20 protein-coding genes and 1 tRNA gene are annotated in these 20,122 nt (G+C 66.3%); 16 read left to right on the top strand and 5 right to left on the bottom strand.

Translation table 11 applies throughout. The features are described from left to right. Positions 1 to 7: 7 nt before the first annotated feature. Positions 8 to 244 carry a hypothetical protein gene (locus tag E3T29_RS09345; protein WP_092339125.1) on the bottom strand — a complete coding sequence of 79 codons (237 nt, stop codon included), beginning with the start codon at positions 242 to 244 and terminating at the stop codon, positions 8 to 10. A gap of 206 nt (positions 245 to 450) precedes the next feature. Here E3T29_RS09345 and topA point away from each other — a divergent pair, with 206 nt between their 5' ends. From topA to E3T29_RS09315, 6 genes are all read left to right on the top strand, one after another. Continuing rightward, a complete protein-coding gene (gene topA / locus E3T29_RS09340; protein WP_134345205.1) occupies positions 451 to 3,444 on the top strand; it encodes a type I DNA topoisomerase in 2,994 nt (997 codons plus the stop codon). Next, positions 3,441 to 4,061 carry a dTMP kinase gene (tmk, locus tag E3T29_RS09335; RefSeq protein ID WP_241987742.1) on the top strand — a complete coding sequence of 207 codons (621 nt, stop codon included), beginning with the start codon at positions 3,441 to 3,443 and terminating at the stop codon, positions 4,059 to 4,061. The genes topA and tmk overlap by 4 nt, the downstream gene beginning before the upstream one ends. A gap of 75 nt (positions 4,062 to 4,136) precedes the next feature. Then, positions 4,137 to 5,339, top strand: a complete 1,203-nt coding sequence (locus E3T29_RS09330) for a DNA polymerase III subunit delta' (RefSeq protein ID WP_092339119.1) — start codon at positions 4,137 to 4,139, stop codon at positions 5,337 to 5,339. Between the two features lie 92 nt (positions 5,340 to 5,431). Beyond that, positions 5,432 to 6,967 carry an alpha/beta hydrolase gene (locus E3T29_RS09325; protein WP_134345203.1) on the top strand — a complete coding sequence of 512 codons (1,536 nt, stop codon included), beginning with the start codon at positions 5,432 to 5,434 and terminating at the stop codon, positions 6,965 to 6,967. Between the two features lie 29 nt (positions 6,968 to 6,996). Further along, a complete protein-coding gene (locus tag E3T29_RS09320; RefSeq protein WP_134345202.1) occupies positions 6,997 to 7,635 on the top strand; it encodes a TetR/AcrR family transcriptional regulator in 639 nt (212 codons plus the stop codon). Positions 7,636 to 7,681: 46 nt separating this feature from the next. Beyond that, positions 7,682 to 7,757 (top strand) — tRNA-Thr (locus E3T29_RS09315). A 100-nt stretch (positions 7,758 to 7,857) separates the two neighbouring features. Here the strand turns inward: E3T29_RS09315 and E3T29_RS20690 are convergent. Further along, entirely contained in the window at positions 7,858 to 8,199 is a 342-nt protein-coding gene (locus E3T29_RS20690) for an RNA polymerase sigma factor (protein WP_134345201.1), read from the bottom strand. Positions 8,200 to 8,388: 189 nt separating this feature from the next. Further along, the gene (locus E3T29_RS09305; protein ID WP_134345200.1) at positions 8,389 to 8,817 is read right to left on the bottom strand and encodes a GNAT family N-acetyltransferase; all 429 of its coding nucleotides are present in this window, start codon (positions 8,815 to 8,817) and stop codon (positions 8,389 to 8,391) included. Between the two features lie 123 nt (positions 8,818 to 8,940). Here E3T29_RS09305 and E3T29_RS09300 point away from each other — a divergent pair, with 123 nt between their 5' ends. Together E3T29_RS09300 and E3T29_RS09295 are read left to right on the top strand one after the other, a co-directional pair. After that, a complete protein-coding gene (locus tag E3T29_RS09300; RefSeq protein ID WP_134345199.1) occupies positions 8,941 to 9,429 on the top strand; it encodes a hypothetical protein in 489 nt (162 codons plus the stop codon). 139 nt (positions 9,430 to 9,568) lie between these two features. Next, positions 9,569 to 9,829 carry a GNAT family N-acetyltransferase gene (locus tag E3T29_RS09295; protein ID WP_134345198.1) on the top strand — a complete coding sequence of 87 codons (261 nt, stop codon included), beginning with the start codon at positions 9,569 to 9,571 and terminating at the stop codon, positions 9,827 to 9,829. 149 nt (positions 9,830 to 9,978) lie between these two features. Here the strand turns inward: E3T29_RS09295 and arsM are convergent, their stop codons facing one another. After that, complete coding sequence (gene arsM / locus E3T29_RS09290) at positions 9,979 to 10,743, bottom strand: arsenite methyltransferase (protein ID WP_134345197.1); 765 nt, start codon at positions 10,741 to 10,743, stop codon at positions 9,979 to 9,981. Positions 10,744 to 10,838: 95 nt separating this feature from the next. On the opposite strand from arsM, the gene arsD reads away from it, so the two are divergent. Further along, a complete protein-coding gene (arsD, locus tag E3T29_RS09285) occupies positions 10,839 to 11,213 on the top strand; it encodes an arsenite efflux transporter metallochaperone ArsD (protein ID WP_092339101.1) in 375 nt (124 codons plus the stop codon). A gap of 20 nt (positions 11,214 to 11,233) precedes the next feature. Further along, the gene (gene arsA, locus E3T29_RS09280) at positions 11,234 to 12,988 is read left to right on the top strand and encodes an arsenical pump-driving ATPase (protein ID WP_134345374.1); all 1,755 of its coding nucleotides are present in this window, start codon (positions 11,234 to 11,236) and stop codon (positions 12,986 to 12,988) included. A 10-nt stretch (positions 12,989 to 12,998) separates the two neighbouring features. On the opposite strand, the gene E3T29_RS09275 is transcribed toward arsA, so the two are convergent. Next, the gene (locus E3T29_RS09275; RefSeq protein WP_092339099.1) at positions 12,999 to 13,268 is read right to left on the bottom strand and encodes a hypothetical protein; all 270 of its coding nucleotides are present in this window, start codon (positions 13,266 to 13,268) and stop codon (positions 12,999 to 13,001) included. Positions 13,269 to 13,316: 48 nt separating this feature from the next. On the opposite strand from E3T29_RS09275, the gene E3T29_RS09270 reads away from it, so the two are divergent. From E3T29_RS09270 to E3T29_RS09245, 6 genes are all read left to right on the top strand, one after another. After that, a complete protein-coding gene (locus E3T29_RS09270) occupies positions 13,317 to 14,699 on the top strand; it encodes a DHA2 family efflux MFS transporter permease subunit (RefSeq protein ID WP_134345196.1) in 1,383 nt (460 codons plus the stop codon). Next, the gene (locus E3T29_RS09265) at positions 14,696 to 15,682 is read left to right on the top strand and encodes a Gfo/Idh/MocA family protein (RefSeq protein ID WP_134345195.1); all 987 of its coding nucleotides are present in this window, start codon (positions 14,696 to 14,698) and stop codon (positions 15,680 to 15,682) included. Before E3T29_RS09270 ends, E3T29_RS09265 begins: the two co-directional genes overlap by 4 nt. A 32-nt stretch (positions 15,683 to 15,714) precedes the next feature. Then, a complete protein-coding gene (locus E3T29_RS09260; protein WP_241987741.1) occupies positions 15,715 to 17,193 on the top strand; it encodes a D-alanyl-D-alanine carboxypeptidase/D-alanyl-D-alanine-endopeptidase in 1,479 nt (492 codons plus the stop codon). A gap of 19 nt (positions 17,194 to 17,212) precedes the next feature. Further along, positions 17,213 to 17,803, top strand: a complete 591-nt coding sequence (locus E3T29_RS09255) for an isochorismatase family protein (RefSeq protein WP_134345194.1) — start codon at positions 17,213 to 17,215, stop codon at positions 17,801 to 17,803. Then, on the top strand, positions 17,800 to 18,531 hold the full coding sequence (locus tag E3T29_RS09250; RefSeq protein WP_241987740.1) for an alpha/beta fold hydrolase: 732 nt from the start codon (positions 17,800 to 17,802) through the stop codon (positions 18,529 to 18,531). The genes E3T29_RS09255 and E3T29_RS09250 overlap by 4 nt, the downstream gene beginning before the upstream one ends. 129 nt (positions 18,532 to 18,660) lie before the next feature. Next, the gene (locus E3T29_RS09245) at positions 18,661 to 20,103 is read left to right on the top strand and encodes an aldehyde dehydrogenase family protein (RefSeq protein ID WP_134345193.1); all 1,443 of its coding nucleotides are present in this window, start codon (positions 18,661 to 18,663) and stop codon (positions 20,101 to 20,103) included. The last annotated feature ends 19 nt before the right edge of the window (positions 20,104 to 20,122 follow it).

Raw genomic sequence — 20,122 nt, 5'->3', positions numbered from 1 at the left:
GAGCTAACTACGAGAGGAGCACCTCGAGGTAGCGGTACTCGACCGCGCTCGGGCGGCCGGGGAAGTCGGAGCCTTCGAATTCCAGGCCGGCACCGCGCGCGTAGAGATAGCGCTTGCCGGAATCGGCCGGAATCTCGATGCGCGGCTGCGGATCACCCGAGTCGAGAAAAGTCGTCGTGATTGTCTTGCCCTGAAGGGGCCCGTCCGTCAACTTCGCGGTGTATGTGGCCGTCATTGTACCCATGGGTCTATTCTGCACCGGGGCGGGCAAACAGCAAGGGTTTGGGATTGTTGTGCTGCATGCTCTGAGCGAACTGAGCACGGGCTGGGAGCGCCGTGTGTGCGAGCGGGACGCGCCGAGACGTGCCCGTCGATTAGGCGCGCACTCCATTCCGGTGTGTATGGTGTGCCTTGGCCCACATTTGGTCACTACGTATAAAGAGGAGTCTGGTGCCAGGCACTAAGAAGCTGGTCATTGTTGAATCACCGACCAAGATGAAGTCGATCGCCGCGTATCTCGGCGACGGCTACGAAGTTTTGTCTTCGGTCGGTCACATTCGCGATCTGATCGAGCCGAAAAACCTGCCGCCTGAACTCAAGAAGGGTGCGCTCGGCCGATTCTCGGTCGATGTGGAGAACGGTTTCGAACCGTACTACGTGGTCAGCGACGCCAAGAAGAAGACTGTCAGCGAACTCAAGCGGGCCCTCAAGAATGCGAACGAACTCTTGCTCGCAACTGATGAGGACCGCGAGGGCGAGGCCATTGCCTGGCACTTGCTGCAGGTGCTGCAGCCCAAGGTTCCGGTCAAGCGCATGGTGTTCCACGAGATCACCAAAGACGCCATCCTCGCCGCCAAAGACAATACCCGCGACCTCGACACCGCCCTCGTCGACGCGCAGGAAACCCGCCGCATCCTCGACCGCATCTACGGCTACGAGATCTCCCCGGTCCTGTGGCGCAAGGTCGGCCCCGGTCTGTCCGCCGGCCGCGTGCAGAGCGCCGCGACCCGCCTCGTCGTCGACCGGGAGAAGGAGCGCCTCGCGTTCGTCTCCGCCGGCTACTGGGACCTGCTGGCTCGACTGGCAGCATCCGCTTCAGAAGCAGAGCAGGCGTTCGACGCGAAGCTCGTTCGACTGAACGGTGAGCGCATTGCCACCGGTGGCGACTTCGACGACTCCGGTGCGCTCAAGCCCACCGTGAAGGCCGTCACACTGGACGCCTCCGCCGCCCAGGCGTTGACGACCGCGCTGCGGGCCCCCGGTGTGAAGCTCGAGGTCACCAAGGTCACCTCCAAGCCCTACCGTCGCAGCCCCGCAGCCCCGTTCACCACCTCGACCCTGCAGCAGGAAGCGGCACGCAAGCTGCGCTTCACCGCACGGCAGACCATGAGCGTCGCCCAGTCGCTGTACGAAAACGGGTACATCACCTATATGCGTACCGACTCGCCGTCGCTCGGGCAGCAGGCCCTCACGGCTGCCCGCACCCAGGCCGCGGCACTCTACGGAGCCGAGACGGTTCCGGATGCCCCGCGCGCCTACAAGGGCAAGAGCAAGAACGCCCAGGAAGCGCACGAGGCAATTCGCCCCTCCGGCGACACCTTCCGCACCCCGACCTCGCTTGCCTCCAGCCTGCGCGGCAACGACTTCAAGCTGTACGACCTGATCTGGAAGCGCACCGTCGCCTCGCAGATGAAGGACGCCACCGGCTCGACCGCCTCGGTGACCATCGCGGCCGGCCCGACCGGCACGTCGGAGCACCCCTCCGCCTCGGGTGCGCTCGCCGAATTCGGAGCCAGCGGAACGGTCATCACCTTTCGCGGCTTCATGCTTGCCTATGAAGAGTCCAAGGACGAGGAGCGCAACGCGTCGACGGATGCGACCGAGTCCAAGCTGCCGCCGCTCGAAGAGGGCCAGACACTGACCCTGCTCGAGCTCGAAGCCAAGGGCCACGAGACCACCCCGGCCGCCCGGTACACCGAGGCCAGCCTGGTGAAGAAGCTCGAAGAGCTCGGCATCGGGCGCCCCTCGACGTTCGCCTCGATCATCTCGACCATCACCGAGCGCGGCTATGTCACGCCGCGCGGCCAGTCGCTCGTTCCCAACTGGATCGCTTTCTCGGTCGTGCGCCTGCTCGAAGAATTCTTCGGCGACCTGGTCGAATACGACTTCACCGCCGAGATGGAAGACGACCTCGACCGCATCGCCGGCGGCGAAGCCAACCGCCTGGACTGGCTCACCAGCTTCTACTTCGGCAGCGACAAGCACCGCGGCCTGCGCCAGGTCATCGACAACCTCGGTGAGATCGACCCGCGCGTGATCAACTCGGTCGCCATCAGCGACGACATCACCCTGCGCATCGGAAAGTACGGCCCCTATCTCGAGGTCATCGACCCCGATGCGGCAGCGGATGCCCCGCCCCGCCGAGTAAACATCCCGCCGGAACTCGCGCCCGACGAACTGACCGCCACCAAGGCTCGCGAGCTCATCGACGCCCCGGTCGTCACCGACCGCGTGATCGGCCTCAACCCCGACAACGGCAAGGAAATCGTCGCCAAGGACGGCCGCTTCGGGCCGTACGTTACCGAGCTCGCGCCGGCACCGGCCGAGCCGGTTGCTCCGGTCGTCGTCGTGGCTCCGGTCGAGACGATCGACCCCGTCACCGGCGAGGTCACCGTGGCCAAGCCGAAGCGCAAGCCGGCCGCGAAAAAGGTGGCCGCGGCGGACAAGCCGCGCACAGCATCCATTTTCAAGTCAATGGACCTGGCCGCCGTCGACCTCGAAACGGCCCTGCGCCTGCTCGCGCTGCCGCGCGTCGTCGGGCTCGACCCAGAGACCGGTACCGAGATTCTGGCCCAGAACGGCAAGTTCGGGCCGTACCTCAAGAAGGGCATCGACACCCGGTCGCTCACGAGCGAAGACCAGATCTTCGACATCGACCTGCCGGGTGCGATCGAGCTGTATGCCCAGCCGAAGTACGGCGCCCGCCGGGCGTCGAGCGCACTGAAAGAGTTCGAAGCGCCCGACCCGGAGAGCGGCAAGGCGATCAAGATCAAGGACGGCCGGTTCGGAGCGTATGTGACCGACGGGGTCACCAACGCGACGATTCCCAAGTCGGAGGACATCGAGGAGATCGACTTCGACCGGGCCGTGCAGCTGCTCGCCGACAAGCGGGCCAAGGGTCCGGCGGCTCCCCGCAAGAAGGCACCGGCCAAGAAAGCCGCTGTCAAGAAGCCGGCAGTCAAGAAGGCGCCGACCGCTGCGGCCAAGGCGGCGACCGCGAAGAAGGCAGCCGCTACCCGCGCCAAGAATGCGGCGGCAAAGGCCGCGCTGACCGGCGCACCCGTGGTCAAGAAGCCGGCTGCGAAAAAGCCTGCAGTGAAAAAGGCGGCCAGTTCGGCCGCTGAATCCGCCGCCACGACAACGATCGCGCCGAAGGTCTCGTGACCGGTCTGTTCATCACCCTCGAGGGCGGCGACGGATCCGGCAAGACCACTCAGGCGCAGTTGCTCACCGACTGGCTCGAAGCGCGGGGGCGCACCGTGGTGCGCACCCGCGAGCCCGGCGGAACGGATGTCGGAGTCGAGATTCGCCAGATCGTGCTGCACCACCGCGGCGAGGTCGACCCGCGCGCCGAGGCCCTGCTCTACGCCGCCGACCGTGCCCAGCACGTGGGCACCAAGCTGCGGCCCGCGCTCGCCCGCGGCGACGTGATCGTGCAGGACCGCTACCTCGACTCCTCCGTGGCTTACCAGGGAGCCGGCCGCGTGCTCGGCGCCTCCGAGGTGCGCGACCTGTCGCTCTGGGCTGTCGAAGGACTGCTGCCCGACCTGACCGTGCTTCTCGACCTCGACTCGCGTGCCGCCCGGGCCCGGCTCGACGCCGACGACAAGGTCTTCGACCGGCTCGAAGCGGAGAAGAACGACTTTCATGCCCGCGTGCGCGCCGCGTTCCTCGACCTGGCCGCCGCCGAACCCGACCGGTTCCTGGTAGTGGATGCCGCCGCTCCCGTCGCCGAGATCGCCGCCACCATCCGGTCCCGCGTCCTCCCCCTCCTTCTCTAAGGGACTGGGCCCAGGCCCCGTCCGGTTACGGGAGTGCGGACGCGGCCTGTCGGCGGCGCGGGTTACCCTTGACTCATGGCAGTGTGGGACAACCTAACGGGACAGGCCGACGCGATCGCCATCTTCCGGGCGGCGGCGCAGCGGGTGCCGTCGACGACCGGTGCAGCGGATGCCGGGGGAGCGGCCGGCAGCACCGCCACCGCCGAATCCAGTTCCATGACGCACGCCTGGCTCATCACCGGCCCGCCCGGCTCCGGCCGCTCCAACCTCGCTTTCGCTTTTGCGGCGGCCCTGCTGAGCCCGGGCACCCCCGACGGCGACCTCGCGGCCGCCCGTCAGGTGGAGGCGCGCACCCACCCCGACCTCAGCGTGCTGACGACCGAGGGCGTCATCATCCCGATGAAGACCGTCAAGGAGGCCGTCGCCCGCTCGCAATACTCGCCCTCGGTCGGTCGTTACCGGGTCGTCGTGGTCGAAGACGCCGACCGCATGGTCGAGCGCACCTCGAACGTGCTGCTGAAAGCCCTCGAAGAACCGCCCGAACGCACGGTGTGGATTCTGTGCGCGCCGAGCGAGGCCGACCTGCTCCCCACCATCCGCTCGCGCGTGCGCACGGTTCGTCTGCGCGTGCCGAGCGTCGCCGACGTCGCCGACCTGCTCGTACGCCGCAACGGCGTCGACCCCGTCATCGCCGAGCTCAGCGCCCGCCTCGCCCAGAGCCACATCGGCATGGCTCGGCGGCTCGCCACCAACGCTGATGCGCGGGCACGACGCGAGGAGACCCTGCGCGCGGCTCTCGGCATCCGCTCGGTGTCGTCTGCCGTCAACGCTGCCGCTCGACTGCTCGCGATCGCCGGTGACGACGCGAAGGCGATCACCGTCGAGCTGGATGCCGCCGAGCGCGACGGCATGCTGCGCTCGCTTGGTGTCGAAGCCGGGCAGTCCGTGCCACCGGGGCTGCGTAGCCAGATCAAAGACCTCGAAGACGACCAGAAGCGCCGGGCGAAGCGCAGCCTGCACGACGGCATCGACCGCATTCTGGTCGACCTCGCCTCGCTCTATCGCGATGTCTGCATGGTGCAGCTCGGACGGGAACACGCCGTGATCAACCTCGAACTGCTCGCCGAACTGCGCACGGCCAGTGTGGCTGGCAGCCCAGCAACCACGGTCGCCACGATGGACGCCATCGCCGTGGCCCGCCAGCGCATTCAGGGCAACGTCGCCCCGGCTCTCGCCCTCGAGGCAATGCTCGTGTCGGCGATCCGCCGCCCCCAGTGAGACGCCCGCAGTGCCACGATGCGCAGTGACTCCCAGCCGCTTTCGGTAGCCTGAACCGCAGCATCCGCTTCACGCTATGAAAGAGGAACCCGTTGAACCGACGCACTCGCGCCACCAGCATCACCGCCACAGCCCTGGCCCTCACCCTCGCGCTGAGCGGATGCGCCTCCTGGTTCGCGACAAATGCCGGCCCGACCGAGTCCACCCCCACAGGCGAGCAGGTGACCAACGACCTCGACCCGTTCTACAGCCAGGTGCTGCAGTGGAGCGACTGTGGCGACGGCCTGCAGTGCACCGATGCTTCAGCGCCGCTCGACTACACCGATCCGGCTGCCGGCGATGTATCGCTGGCCCTGGTACGCCATGTCGCCACCGGCAATGACCGAATCGGCTCGCTGCTCGTGAATCCCGGCGGGCCGGGCGGTTCCGGCTACGACTTCATCAAGGATTCCCTCGACTACGCCACCGACTCCACCCTGCAGGCGAGCTTCGACATCGTCGGGTTCGATCCTCGGGGCGTCGGGCGTTCCTCGGCGGTCGCCTGCTACGACTCCGCGGAGATGGATGAGTACGTCTACGGGCTCACGACCGCCGAGCGCGGAACGGATGCCTGGATCGCCGAGCTGAAAGCCTCCTCTAACGCCTTCGCTGCGGCCTGTGCCCAGCGCACCGGGCCGCTGCTCGGCACGGTCGACACCAAGAGCGCCGCCCGCGACCTTGACCTGCTGCGCGCCGTACTCGGCGACACCCACCTGAACTACCTCGGCTACTCCTACGGCACCTTCCTCGGAGCCACCTACGCCGAACTCTTTCCCGAGAAGGTCGGCCGCCTCGTGCTCGACGGCGCCGTCGACCCCTCGACCAGTAATTTCGAGGTCACCAAGACCCAGGCGGTGGGCTTCGAAAACGCCCTGCGCGCTTACCTCAGTGACTGCCTGGCCGGGGAGGACTGCCCCTTCCGTGGCAGTGTCGACAGCGCGATGACGACGATCGGTGCGCTGCTGAAATCCGTCGACGCAAGCCCGATCACCGCCACAGACGGCCGTCAGCTCGGCGGAAACGCGCTGCTCACCGCGATCATCTACCCGCTCTACCAGGCCACCGCGTGGCCGCAATTGAGCACGATGCTGGACACCGTGCTGCACGGCAGCGCCGAGGGCGCGTTTCAATTTGCGGATGCCTACAACGGCCGGGACGCAAACGGCGACTACACCGACAACTCCACCGAGTCGTTCATGGCGATCAACTGCATCGACTATCCCTACAACGCCGACCCGACCGTGATGCGTGCTCAGGCTGCCGAGCTCGAGGCTGCGGCCCCGGTGATCGGCCCGTTCATGAGCTTCGGCGACATCGGCTGCGCCGACTGGCCGTACAAGTTCACCGGCGAACGCACCGAGATTCATGCGGCGGGCGCGGCACCCATTCTCGTCGTCGGTACCACCAACGACCCGGCCACCCCCTACGTCTGGGCGCAGCAGTTGGCCGAGCAGCTCGACAGCGGCAGCCTCGTGACCTACACCGGCGAAGGACACACTGCCTACAACAAGTCGAACTCCTGTGTGAACGATGCCGTCGACTCGTATCTGGTGGACGGAATCGTGCCCGCCTCCGACCCCCAGTGCTAGCATTTTGCGCGCTGTGAAATAATTGCGGCATGTCGATCGATACTGAACTGCTCGGACTGCGCGAGCGCAAGCGCCTCGCCACCCGGCGGGCCATTCAGCACGCCGTGCTGACCCTGTCCCGCGAGCGCGGAATCGACCACGTCACCGTGGAAGACATCAGCCGCGTCGCCAACGTGTCGCCGCGCACGTTCTTCAACTATTTCTCCTCCAAAGACGCCGCCCTGATCGGGGACGCGCCGGGACTGGCATCCGCTGAAGATATCGAGGTGTTTGTCGCTGGCGGCCCCGACAACGACGTGCTGGCCGATCTGGCCGTGCTGCTCTCCAAGAGCCTGCAGCGCACAGAGGCCGACCGCGAGATCCACCAGCTGCGACGCACGGTCATGAGGGAAAATGCCTACCTGTTCGGCATGCGCATGGCCACCCTGCGCGACTTCGAAGACCAGTTACAGCAGATCATCGAGCAACGCTTCAAAGCGGATGCCCCCGCCCCCGCTCACGACGCAGCCGAGCTGCACCAGCGCGCCCTGCTGTTCACTCTGGTGGCCGTGGCCGCCATCCGTCATGCCTGGCGGTGCTGGGCCGAGGGGGACGGTGCGAGCCCTCTCTCGGAGCGCGTGGACGCCTCGTTCGCCGAGGTGTACAGAATCACTCGCAGAAACGACTAGGCTTGGCTGCTGTGTCACCGAGTGCCTTATGGGGTGTTCTGGTATCGCCGCCTTAGCTCAGTTGGTAGAGCATCTCACTCGTAATGAGAAGGTCGTCAGTTCGATTCTGACAGGCGGCTCCACTAAAACTTCTGGTCAGAGTTGGTTTCCAAAACTGGCTGAGTGGTATGTTTCTCCGAATTTGACGGATTTGCCCACAATTTGCCCACGCCCAGGTGCTTTTCACATTCTTCGTGGAGTTGAACTGGGTCGAGCAGCACACGCGGTGCTGAAGTGTCTAGAACTTGGTAGCTGAGAAGGCCGCTCTCCTGAGGGAACTGTCAAGGAATCGATGTCAAGGGTGTGGCTGAGGCGCCGTTTGGCGCGCATGAGGCGTGCTCGGACTGCGCCGGGGACGATGCCGAGGATCTCGCCGACGTCTGGTGCCGAGAGCTCTTCGAGAACACAGAGTGAGAGGATTTCCCAGCCTGAAGCTGTAGCGGAAGACCCGGTCGCGGTGCCGGTCGAAGAGCACCCCGAACGACTGGCCGTTGCCCGCGCGCACCTGCGACCACACGTCTGCATCGCTGGCGTCTGCGTCAAAGTCAGTCATACCTAATAATGTCCGGCCGCAGTCAGAGTGTTACACGCTTCGGTTCATTTTGCGAAGGGGTGCAGGATTTCGGCGCGAAGGACATCTTCGGTATCGCGAAGGCGGCTGTAGATCCCACGTCTCCGGGGGTCGCACGCGCCGAGTAGATAGTCGTCTCTTGGCTACACGCCGGGGTTGACGATGCGCTCCATCCACGTCTCCGGGGCGATCAAAGCGGAGAATCCGAGATTGGAATACAGGCCGTGTGCATCGTTGGTCGAGAGGGCGATGCGCCTCAGTCCCAGGGGATCGCACTCCTCGAGAATCCCCGCGATGAGGGCCTTGCCAATGCCGTGACCGCGAACGGCGGGGTCGACGAAGACATCGCAGAGCCAGGCAAACGTGACGCCGTCGGTGATGACGCGCGCGTAGGCGACCTGCCGGTTGGACACGGTGTCGTACACGCCGAAGTTGCGTGAGCCGTCAATCGCTGCGTCCTGCCGTGAGCGTGATCGATCGGGCGCCCAGTAGGACTGCTCGCTGATCCAGCGGTGCACCTGGTCGCGGTCGATCTCGGCGATGTCGGATGAGAACCGATATTTTGCATTCATCGTCCCATCTAATCGTGTTGACACAAGTCGTGCAGACTGCGCGCTCGGGTGCCTGTTTTGCGTGAAGCTGATGGTATGAATCTTCCAACCCTTCTAGAACCGCTCAGTTTCGAGACTGGCACCATGACCCGACCGCAGTTGCGGGAGGCTCTTGGCAAAGCGGGTGTGCAATTGAACGACTGGGCGACCGTCTTGCTCGACGACCCCATCTTCGACGGCCCGGAACGCGAGACCATAACCGTCGTCGAACACTCTTTGATCGAACTGGGGCTGGAGGACGGTGCTGTGCTCTCGCGCATCTTTCAGACAGCCCGCGAGGGCGGCCTCCACCTCTGCCCATCGGGTGCCGCCCCCTACCTTCGGTTGGCGCTCGGCAGTCAGGGGGCAGCTCCCGACACGGTCATGTCCAATGGCCACGCACCGTCCGGATCGCTCACCGTCGCCGCCCCACCACTTCGAGTAGAAGCCGCATTCCCGAAAGGCTTCTACCTTCGCGTCGTCGACGGGCAACCGTGGCTGCGCGGTTACCGTTGCGACGACGAGTACGAATGGGATCCACACGACAGGTTCGTATTCACGTCGACCGGTCATCGACAGCGGCCATGTCGATGACAATAGCGTTGTAGTCATCTGATCCTGCCTAAGGGCTCGAACCGACCACGGTACGTTGTGGCATGACAATTTACCTGCGATTCGCAAGTGCTGCCGCCTAGACTCGAAACGTAAACCACTGCCCGCATTCGGTGCGGAGATGCCGTTGAGTCCCTCTGGTGAGATTGAGATCGGTTGGCATCTGCACCCCGACGCGTGGGGGCACGGTTATGCGAGTGAAGCGGCGCGAGCCGTCCTGGCCCACGCCTTTGTGATGGGACTCGATCGGATCTCTGCCGTGACCAACAAGGACAATGTCGCATCACAGGCTGTGGCCCAGCGCATCGGAATGACGCACAAAGGGACGACCTCTGACTACTACAACGCGGAGTGTGAGCTGTTCAGCGTCGAACGGAAGTAGGGAACGGGCACGTCCTCGGCTGTCCGCAAGCGCTCGCTGCACGTTGTGCGGAAGCTGGCCCGTGTTCAAACCAGTGCCAACTTCTCAAAGGCGTGCCACGACGGGCGGGATAACCGGCCACCTACCTGCAGCCGCAGAACCAGCCGCAGTCAGGCGTCGGAGGGAACGCCGGGCTTGACGGCCTTCACGATGGCTCCGTGCATTTCGGCGGCGACCTCGTGGGTGTAGTCCACGGCCCCGTCGACGAAGCCCGCTGCGGCCAGGGCGTCGAGGTACTCCTGGTTCGAGAGGGCACCAGCGATGCAGCCGGCGTAGCTGCCGCGCTGGATACGATCCTCTGCGCTCAGGTGGTTTTCGGCCACGACATCGGAGATGCCGAGGCGCCCGCCGGGCTTCAATACCCGGAACATCTCGGAGATCACGGCATTCTTGTCGGCGGACAGGTTGATGACGCAGTTGGAGATAATCACGTCGATGCTGTCGTCGGCCAGGGGGATGGCCTCCATCTGCCCCTTGATGAACTCGACGTTAGTGGCTTCGGCCTTGGCGGCGTTGGCCCGGGCGAGCGCGAGCATCTCATCGGTCATGTCGAGCCCGTAGGCGAAGCCGGTCGGACCCACTCGGCGGGCGGAGAGAAGCACGTCGATGCCGCCGCCAGAGCCCAGGTCGAGCACAGTTTCGCCCGGGTGCAGGTCAGCGACCGCCGTCGGGTTGCCGCAGCCCAGGCTGGCCAGGAACGCTTCCTCGGGGATCTCGTCGTCCTCACCCTGGGTATACAGCACCCGCCCGAACACGTCGCCGTTGCCGAGGTCGGTGGGCACGCAGCAGGACGTGCTCGAGACATCGCTCAGCTGCAGGGCGGCCGCCGCGTAGCGCTCGCGAACGAGCTCGGTGATCTCAGATTTCTCGGTCATCGGTTGATCCTCTCGGTAGGTGGCGGCACCAGCCTACTGCTACATTGATACTGATCGATATAGCGAGTGTGACTGAAGTTTAGAGGGAGATCGACATGGCTGCCATCCGAATCTACGAACCGGCATTGTGCTGCGACACCGGCGTCTGTGGCGTCGACGTCGACCAGTCCCTGGTGGAGGTGACGGCCGCCGTGCGCAATCTGCAGGAGCTCGGCGCGGACATCCAACGCCACAATCTGGCCACCGATCCGCTCGCTTTCACGACGGATGAGACCGTGCGCGCTTTCATGCACGTCGTCGGTTCCACCGGGCTGCCGCTCACCGTCGTCGACGGCGTCACCGTCGCGACCGGCTCCTACCCCTCCAAAGATCAGCTGCTCGCCTTCGCCGGCCTGGCTGAGCGCCCGCAGCTCGGGTTGACCGCACAATCTGACAGCGGATGCTGCGACGCCGACTCGGCCTGCTGCTGACACCACGGACAGCTGACACCATGAAGTTCCTGCACAACCCGCCCCGCTTTCTGTTCTTCACCGGCAAAGGCGGCGTGGGGAAGACATCCGTTGCCTGCGCCGCCGCCATGGAGCTGGCCGAACGCGGACGCCGCGTGCTGCTGGTGAGCACCGACCCGGCCTCCAACATCGGCCAGGTCTTTGGCCTCACCATCGGCAACACTGTCACGCCGATCGTCGCGATTGCCGGCCTGAGCGCTCTCGAAATCGACCCGGAGCAGGCAGCGGATGCCTACCGCGAACGCATCATCGCTCCGGTTCGCGGACTGCTGCCGGAGCGCGAGCTCGCCAGCATTGCCGAGGGCTTGTCGGGCTCTTGTACCACCGAAGTCGCCTCGTTCGACGAGTTCACCAACCTGCTCACCGACGACAGCCTGCTCACGACCTACGACCACATCGTGTTCGACACTGCGCCGACCGGGCACACGATTCGCCTGCTGCAACTCCCGGGTTCCTGGACCGAATTTCTCGACGCGGGTAAGGGCGATCCGTCGTGCCTTGGCCCGTTGTCCGGGCTGGACAAGCACAAGACGGTCTACGCCGCGGCGGTCGCCGCCCTGGCCGACCCCGCGCGGACGCGACTGGTGCTGGTGGCGCGGGCGCAGGCATCCGCTGTGGCCGAAATCGATCGCACCTTCGGCGAGCTTGAGCAGATCGGCATTCTCGGCGGCTACGTCGTGATCAACGGCGTACTGCCGAATCAAGCCGGAACCGAGCCGATAGCGACAGCGGTGCGCACCCGGGAGGAGGCCGCGCTGAGCGGAATTCCCGCACGCCTGGCAGCCTTGCCGCGGGACATCCTCGAGCTCAAAGCGGGCAACATGGTGGGCGTCGCGGCGCTGCGCACACTGTTTCGGCCCGGTGCTGACAGAGCCGATTCGCAGACTCGGGTTGACGTGCCGGATGCACCGCTCGGCGCGTTCGTCGACGAGCTGGAACCGACCGGGCACGGCCTGATCCTCTGTATGGGAAAGGGCGGCGTGGGCAAGACCACGATTGCGGCGGCCCTCGCCGTGGCTCTCGCCCAGCGCGGCCACGCCGTGCACCTGACGACGACGGATCCGGCCGCCCATCTGGCCGCGACCCTGCACGGGAGCCTGCCGGGGCTGCGCGTCTCACGCATCGACCCGGAGGAAGCGATTCGGGAGTATCGGGATCACGTCATGGCCACCAAGGGTAAGAACCTCGACGACGATGGCCGAGCTGCCCTGGCCGAAGACCTGCTCTCGCCGTGTACCGACGAGGTCGCGGTTTTTAGGCAGTTCTCGCAGGCGGTGCACGAATCGCGGCACGAATTTGTCGTGGTCGATACCGCGCCGACCGGTCACACCCTGCTGTTGCTCGACGCCACCGGGGCGTATCACCGGGAAATCGCCCGCCAGATGGGGGAGGGCATGGCGTTCGTGACCCCGTTGATGCGGCTTCAGGATCCGGCGCTGACCAAGGTGTTGCTGGTGACCCTGGCCGAGACGACGCCGGTGCTCGAGGCCGCGGGGCTGCAGGACGACCTCGTTCGCGCCGGAATCCAGCCCTGGGGCTGGGTGGTGAACAATTCCATCGCCGCAGCGCACCCGGAGACGCCTTTTCTACAGGCGCGCGCCGCCAACGAGGCCATCCAGATCGACGAGGTGCACGCCCGTGCCGATCGGGTCGCGATCGTTCCGTTGCTGGCCGACGAACCGATCGGTGTCGACAGGCTCGCCGCGCTGACCGCCCGAGCGCCGCAGACCGCCTGAGTGGTCGAGGTTAGGCGGCCATTCCGGGGTGCACCTTCACGAAGGTGATGTTCTTCGTGGGGTGCACGGTTTTCGCGGGTGCCCGGGAGAAGCCTTTGGCGCCCTCGAGACGGTTCTGCCCGCGAAACTCGGCCAGGGCGTCGTCGAAGATGGCGTTCAGCTGGGTTCCGGTGAATTCCTTCGCGGCCCCCTCTGTGAAGCTGATGCTGATGAGTGAGTTGTCGGGAAAGTGCCGGTTCATGCGGATGAAGCCATCGGCATCCTGCTGCAGGGTGATCATTGGTCTAGTTTGACCTATATATTGCGGCCGGTGGAGTTAACTCGGATCATGACAAGTTCTTCGGCCGGCACCCAACGGCTCGTTCTCGTGGTCGCGGTGCTCGCCTCGTTCATCGCATTTCTCGACGGCACCGTCATAAATGTGGCCCTGCCGGCGATCACTCGTGAGCTCGGCGGCGGCATTGCCACCCAGCAGTGGGTCGTCGATGCCTACCTCATCACCCTGGGCGGCATCATCCTGCTCGCCGGTTCACTCTCCGACGCGTTCGGGCGTAAGCGGGTGCTGTTCTGGGGCCTCGTGGGGTTCGCCGCGGCATCCGTTCTCTGCGCCCTGGCACCGAGCGCCTTCTTTCTGATCGGCGCGCGTGGATTGCAGGGGGTGGCCGGTGCCCTGCTGGTGCCGAGTTCCCTGGCGCTTATCTTCAGCACGTTTTCCGGCGCCGGCCAGGCTCGCGCGATCGGCACCTGGACTGCCTGGACCAGTACCGCCTTCATCGCCGGCCCGCTCATCGGGGGTCTGCTGGTCGATCTCTCGTCGTGGCGGCTGGTGTTCGCCATCAACATCGTGCCCATCGCGGCGACCCTGTTTCTGCTGGCGCGCCTTCCCCGCGACCCTGCAGCGGATGCCGGCACCCGCGTCGACATCGTCGGCGCGGTACTCGGGGTGCTCGGCCTGGCCCTGCCCGTCTTCGCACTCATCGAACAGGGCAACTTCGGGTGGGGCAGCCCGGTCATCCTGATTCCACTCGTGGTGGGCCTCGTGTGCTTTGCCGCGTTCATCGCACACGAGCGCCGCACCCGGCAACCGATGATGCCGCTCAGCCTGTTCCAGGTGCGCAACTTCTGGGTGGGCAACGTGGCCACGACCTTCATCTACGCGGCCCTGTCGCTCGGCTCGTTCATTCTCGCGGTGTTCCTGCAGCAGGTCGGCGGGTATTCCGCGACGCTGGCCGGCCTGGCGTTGCTGCCCGTCAGCATCCTGAGCATTGCGCTGTCGGGTCTTGTCGGCCGGCTCGCCGGACGGTTCGGGCCGCGGCTGTTCATGTGCGTCGGCCCGATCACCGCCGGAATCGGCTTCTTCACCATGCTGCGGGTCGATCAGAGCGTCACCTACTTCAGCAGCGTGCTGCCCGGCGTCGTTATCTTCGGCCTGGGCCTGACCATCACCGTGGCCCCGCTCACCTCCGCCATCCTCGGCGCCATCGATCCCAGCCGGGCCGGCATCGCCTCGGCCGTCAACAACGCCCTATCACGGGTGGCGGGACTCGTCGCGATCGCAGCGGCGAGCATCATCGTAGGGCCGGTGCTCGACGTCGAGGGGTTCCATCGGGCCGCGATTGCCACCGGAATTCTGCTGGTTGGCGGCGGAATCGTGTCGGGCCTCGGCATCCAGAACGCAATGTCGGCGCCCGTGGATAAACTGCAGGCATGACGGCTCTCATTCGCTGGGGAATCCTGGCCACCGGCGGCATCGCCCACCTGTTCACTAACGACCTCGTGCAGAACGGCCACACGGTGCAGGCGGTCGGATCGCGCAGCCAGGCCTCGGCCGATGCTTTTGCTGCCGAATTCTCTATCCCCACCGCGCACTCCAGCTACGCCGATCTCGTGAACGACCCCGAGGTCGATGCCATCTACGTGTCGACCCCGCACCCCTTTCATGCCGAGCACGCACGTCTCGCGCTGAACGCCGGCAAACACGTGCTCATCGAGAAGCCCTTTGCGCTCAACGCTCGTGAAGCCAGGCAGATCGTCGACCTTGCCGCGAGCCGCGGAGTGTTGGTGATGGAAGCCATGTGGACGCGGTTTCTGCCGCACATGGCTCGTATCCGCGAGGTTCTCGCCGCCGGAACGCTCGGTGATGTGCGCAGCCTGCTCGCCGACCACACCCAAGATCTTCCTGACGACCCCGCGCATCGGCTGAACTCGCTCACCCTCGGCGGCGGTGCCCTGCTCGACCTCGGCGTCTACCCGGTGAACTTCGCGCACGCCGTGTTCGGGGTGCCCGACACGATTCTGGCCAGCGCCTCGTTCAAAGCCACCGGAGCGGATGCCCAGGTCGCCACCATCTTTCGCTACGCCGGCGGCCAGATCGCCACGACGTTCTCGGCCAGCGACACCCTCGGCCCCACCACGGCCTCCATCATTGGCACGAGCGGGCGCATCGATATCGACTCGGTGTGGTACTCGCCGACCGAATTTCGGGTGCTGGATAATCTCGGCGCGGTGCTCGAGACCTTTGTGCCGACCGAGTTCGCTGGCCGCGGTATGCACTTCGAAGCGGTCGAGGTTGAGGCGCTGATTCGGGCCGGCAGAATTTCGAGCGACATCATGCCGGCCGAAGAATCCGTTGCGATCCTGGAGACCCTCGATGCCGTGCGCGCCCAGATCGGCTTGCGCTACCCGGGCGAATAGCCTGCCAGAGGCCAGTCGGATACCATACGGAGGTGGACGAACCAGTGCAGACACCCGAACCCGCCACGGCTTCTACGGCCCCGCGCGGCGGCATCGCGGCCGTCTTCTCCCAGCACCGCCGGGCGTGGTTGATCGCCGCCGGCGCCCTGGTGTTCGTACTGCTGGGCAGTGGAGCAGTGTTCGCTGGAACGCAGACCGGCGGGAACGAGCCGGCTGCGGCATCCGCTGTTTCATCGTCGACGGCCACTCCGAGCCCGACGCCCACGGTGGATCCGGCCCGGCCGGTGCCCGCCGAGGCAACGACGGCCAGCCGTCTGCGCACCTGCTCGGTCGCCGGGCTCGCCGCCGACACGCGCCTCGCCGATTTTCAGGCGCAGGTCGTCAACGCCACCACCGGCGAAGTTCTGTTCGACCGCGGCGGCACGACGTCTTCCCGAACGGCGAGCGTTATGAAGGTGCTCACCTCGGCCGCCGCGCTCAACGTGCTGGGCAGCGACTACCGCGCCACCACCCGCGTCGTGAAGGGCGCCGAACCCGGCCAGATCGTGCTCGTCGGCGGCGGAGACCTGACGCTGTCGCGCCTGCCCACAGGCCAGGAGCCGTTCTATACCGGGGCAGCCCACCTCGACGACCTCGCCACCCAGACCATGGTCGCCTGGGCCGCCGACCCGGCCAACCCGCCGATCACCTCCCTCGTGCTCGACTCCTCCTACTTCTCCGGCCCCGACTGGGACGACGGCTGGGCCCGCACCGAACTCGGCCTCGGCTACATGCCCGAAATCACGGCCCTCATGGTGGACGGCGACCGCAACGAACCCACCCGCAGCACCTCCGCTCGCAGCGAAGACCCGATTGCCCGGGCCGGGCAGGCCTTCGCCGACGCCCTCGGTGGCGGACTCGCCATCAGCCAGGCCCCGGCCCCGGCCGGCGCCGCCCAGCTCGGCGCCGTGCAGTCCGCGCCGGTGTCCACGCTCATTCAGCAGTCCCTCATCGTGAGCGACAACACCATCGCCGAAATGCTCGCCCGCCTCGTCGCCATCGAAAACGGTGCCGGCAACTCCTTCTCCGCACTGCAGCAGGGCATCGTTGGCGGGCTTGCCGCCTATGGCATCGACACGACCGGCATGATCATCAAGGACGGCTCCGGGCTCAGCCCGAACAACGCCGTATCGCCGGCCTACCTCACCGCCCTGTTCGTGAAGGTCAACGCGCGTGAAGGCAACCTGGGCGTACTGTTCGACGGCCTGCCAGTCGCCGGCGGTCCGCGCGGATCCCTCTCCTACGGCGACCGTTTCGCTGGCGCGAACTCCGCTGCCGACGGCGCCGTCTTCGCCAAAACCGGCTGGATCGACACCGGCTACACACTCGCCGGCGTCATCCACTCCGCCGACGGCACCCCGCTTACCTTCGCCGTCTACGCGATCGGTAACGTCAGCTCGAACGCAAAAATCGCCATTGACACCCTGACCACCGGCTTTTATCACTGCGGCGATAATCTGTCCAACAACTGACCATTCGTAAGGAGAACTCGTGACCCGTGCACTGTTCATCATCGACGTTCAGAACGATTTCACCGAGGGCGGTGCGCTCGGGGTTGACGGCGGTAGCGCGGTCGCGGCGGGCGTGAGCGCGCTGTTGGCGCAGCATCCGCTCGCCTATAAATATGTCTTCGCCTCGCGCGACTGGCATGACATCGGCAACGACAACGGCGGTCACTTCGCCCGCGATACCGCTCCCGACTATGTCACGACCTGGCCGGTGCACTGTGTGGCTGGAACGGCGGGCGCCGAATATCACAAAGCTCTCACAACGGATGCGGTGACCTTTCACATTCGTAAGGGCCAGGGCAAGCCCGCGTACTCCATCTTCGAGGGCACTACCGAGGCCGGGCAGACCGTGGGCGCACTGCTCAGCGAGCACGGAGTCACCGACGTTGACATCGTCGGCCTCGCCACCGACTACTGCGTGCGGGCTTCCACCCTCGATGCCCTCGAGCACGGCCAGCACGTGCGCGTGCTGACTGACCTCGTGGCCGGGGTCGCCGCCGAATCCACCCAGGCCGCCCTCGCCGAGATGGCGCACGCCGGCGCGGTGTTCGCCGCGAGTGACGCCGTCGAGTGACGGAGTTCGCGAGACGGCTCGACGGTGTGCGCATCGCCTTCGACGCCACGCCGGGAGAGCGGCCGGTGCTGCTCGTGCACGGTTTCGCCTCGACTGCCGCGGTTACCTGGGGCGGTTCCGGCTGGGTGCGCGCGCTAGGCGAGGCGGGGCGCGGGGCGATCACACCCGACCTGCGCGGTCACGGGCGCAGCGACAAGCCGCATCGTGCCGCTGATTACGCGCCCCGGCAACTCGCCGCCGACCTCGTGGCCGTGCTCGACGCCCTCGAACTTGACCGGGTCGACGTGATCGGATATTCCATGGGATCGCGGGTGGTCGCCGGCCTGGCCCGGCTGGCGCCGGAGCGCGTGCGGCGACTCGTGCTCGGCGGAGCGGGTCCGCTCGAACTGTTCGAGACCTGGGACCAGGGTGAGGTCAACCGGTTCGTTGTCTCGGGTCAGCTGCCCGCCGACCCGACCATCGCAGCGGTTCTCGGCCCGGCAATCGCGGCCGGTGCCGACCGCGAGGCGCTGTTGGCGTGCGTGCAGGGGGTCGCGGGTTTCACGCTCGACGTGCCCGCCGGCATCCCGCAGCTCTTTGTCGCCGGCGGTGCCGACCAAATTCCCGCCGGGGTAGCCGCACTCGCGGTCGAGCGCGGCGCGCAGTACCTCGAGCTGCCTGGCCGCACCCATGTCAACGCGCTGACGTCGCGTGAGTTCAAGCAGGCGGCGCTGGAGTTTCTGGCCTGACCATCGGCTCGTGCACGATGTGCGCGGGATGGCGAGTGGGCAGCGCTCTCGTGCAAGTGGATGTCGGTGCTCGCGCATACGGTGGAGCCACGGCGGGACTGAAGACGCCGCACTCAATGTGGAGGACTCATGACAACGAACGACACCCTGGCCACCCCGACACTCGACACCTTCGACGGGCTGCTCGCCGCCATCACTCCCACAACGGGTGAGACGCGCGAGATTCTCGACCCCGCGACCGGCGCGGTGGTCGGTCTCGCCCCGGTGCACACCGTCGACGACCTCGAAGCCGCCATCGCCGCGGCAACGCTGGCCCAGCCGGCCTGGGCCGCGCTCGGGCACACCCAGCGCAGCGCCGTCATGGTGCGCGCCGCCGACGCGATCGATGCAGCAGCCGAGGCCCTCGCCCAGCTGCTCTCCCGCGAACAGGGTAAACCCCTCAACGGCCCCAACGCGCGGTTCGAGGTGGGCGGAGCATCCGCTTGGCTGCGCACGGCCGCGGCGACCCCGCTGGAGTCTGAGGTACTCATCGACGACGGCACCACCCACGCCGCGATCACCTACCGCCCAATCGGCGTCGTCGGCGCGATCGGACCGTGGAACTGGCCGATGATGATTGCTATCTGGCAGATCGCGCCCGCGCTACGCATGGGCAATGCCGTCGTGGTGAAGCCCTCCGAGTACACGCCGCTCAGCGTGCTCGCTCTCGTCGCAGTGCTCAACCAGGTTCTTCCCGAAGGCCTCGTCACCGTCGTCTCCGGCGGCCGTGCGATCGGCGCTGGCCTCGCCGCGCACCCCGGCATCGGCAAGGTCATGTTCACCGGCTCGACCGCGACCGGCAAAGCCATCATCAAGAGCTCGGCCGACACGGTCAAGCGCCTCACCCTCGAGCTTGGCGGCAACGACGCCGGAATCGTACTCCCCGACGCCGACCCGGAGGCCATCGCCGAAGGATTGTTCTGGGGCGCGTTCATCAACACCGGCCAGACCTGCGCAGCGCTCAAGCGCCTCTACGTGCACGATGAAATCTACGACGCGGTCTGCGACGCACTCACAGCGGTCGCCGCGAAGATGCCGATGGGTGTCGGAATCGAGGAGAACAACGTGCTCGGCCCGCTGCAGAACCAGGCCCAGTTCGACATCGTTGCCGGCCTCGTGCAGTCGGCGAAAGACTCCGGAGCGCGCGTGCTCATCGGCGGCAACCCCGACCTGGCGGCGCCCGGCTTCTTTTACCCGACAACGCTCATCGCCGACATCGACGACGACAACCCGCTCGTGTGTGAGGAGCAGTTCGGGCCGGCACTTCCGATCATCCGCTATACCGACCTGGACGATGTCATCGCCCGCGCCAACAGTGTCGACGTTGGGCTGGGCGGTTCGGTCTGGTCGAGCGACCTCGTCGCCGCGCGCGCGGTCGCCGCTCGCCTGGAAACCGGCACGGTGTGGATCAACGCGCACGGCGCGGTGCACCCGATGATTCCGTTCGGCGGAGCCAAGCAGTCCGGCTACGGACTCGAGTTCGGTGTCGAGGGCCTCAAGGCGCTGGGTGTGCCGCAGGTCATCAACGGCTAGCCGTCCGCTGAAGAAACAG

Source organism: Cryobacterium sp. TMT1-66-1, from assembly GCF_004403435.1.
GTDB classification, from domain to species: Bacteria; Actinomycetota; Actinomycetes; order Actinomycetales; family Microbacteriaceae; genus Cryobacterium; species Cryobacterium flavum.
Note: the sequence above shows the minus strand (reverse complement) of the source record. Positions and strands in the feature narration are given on the sequence as shown.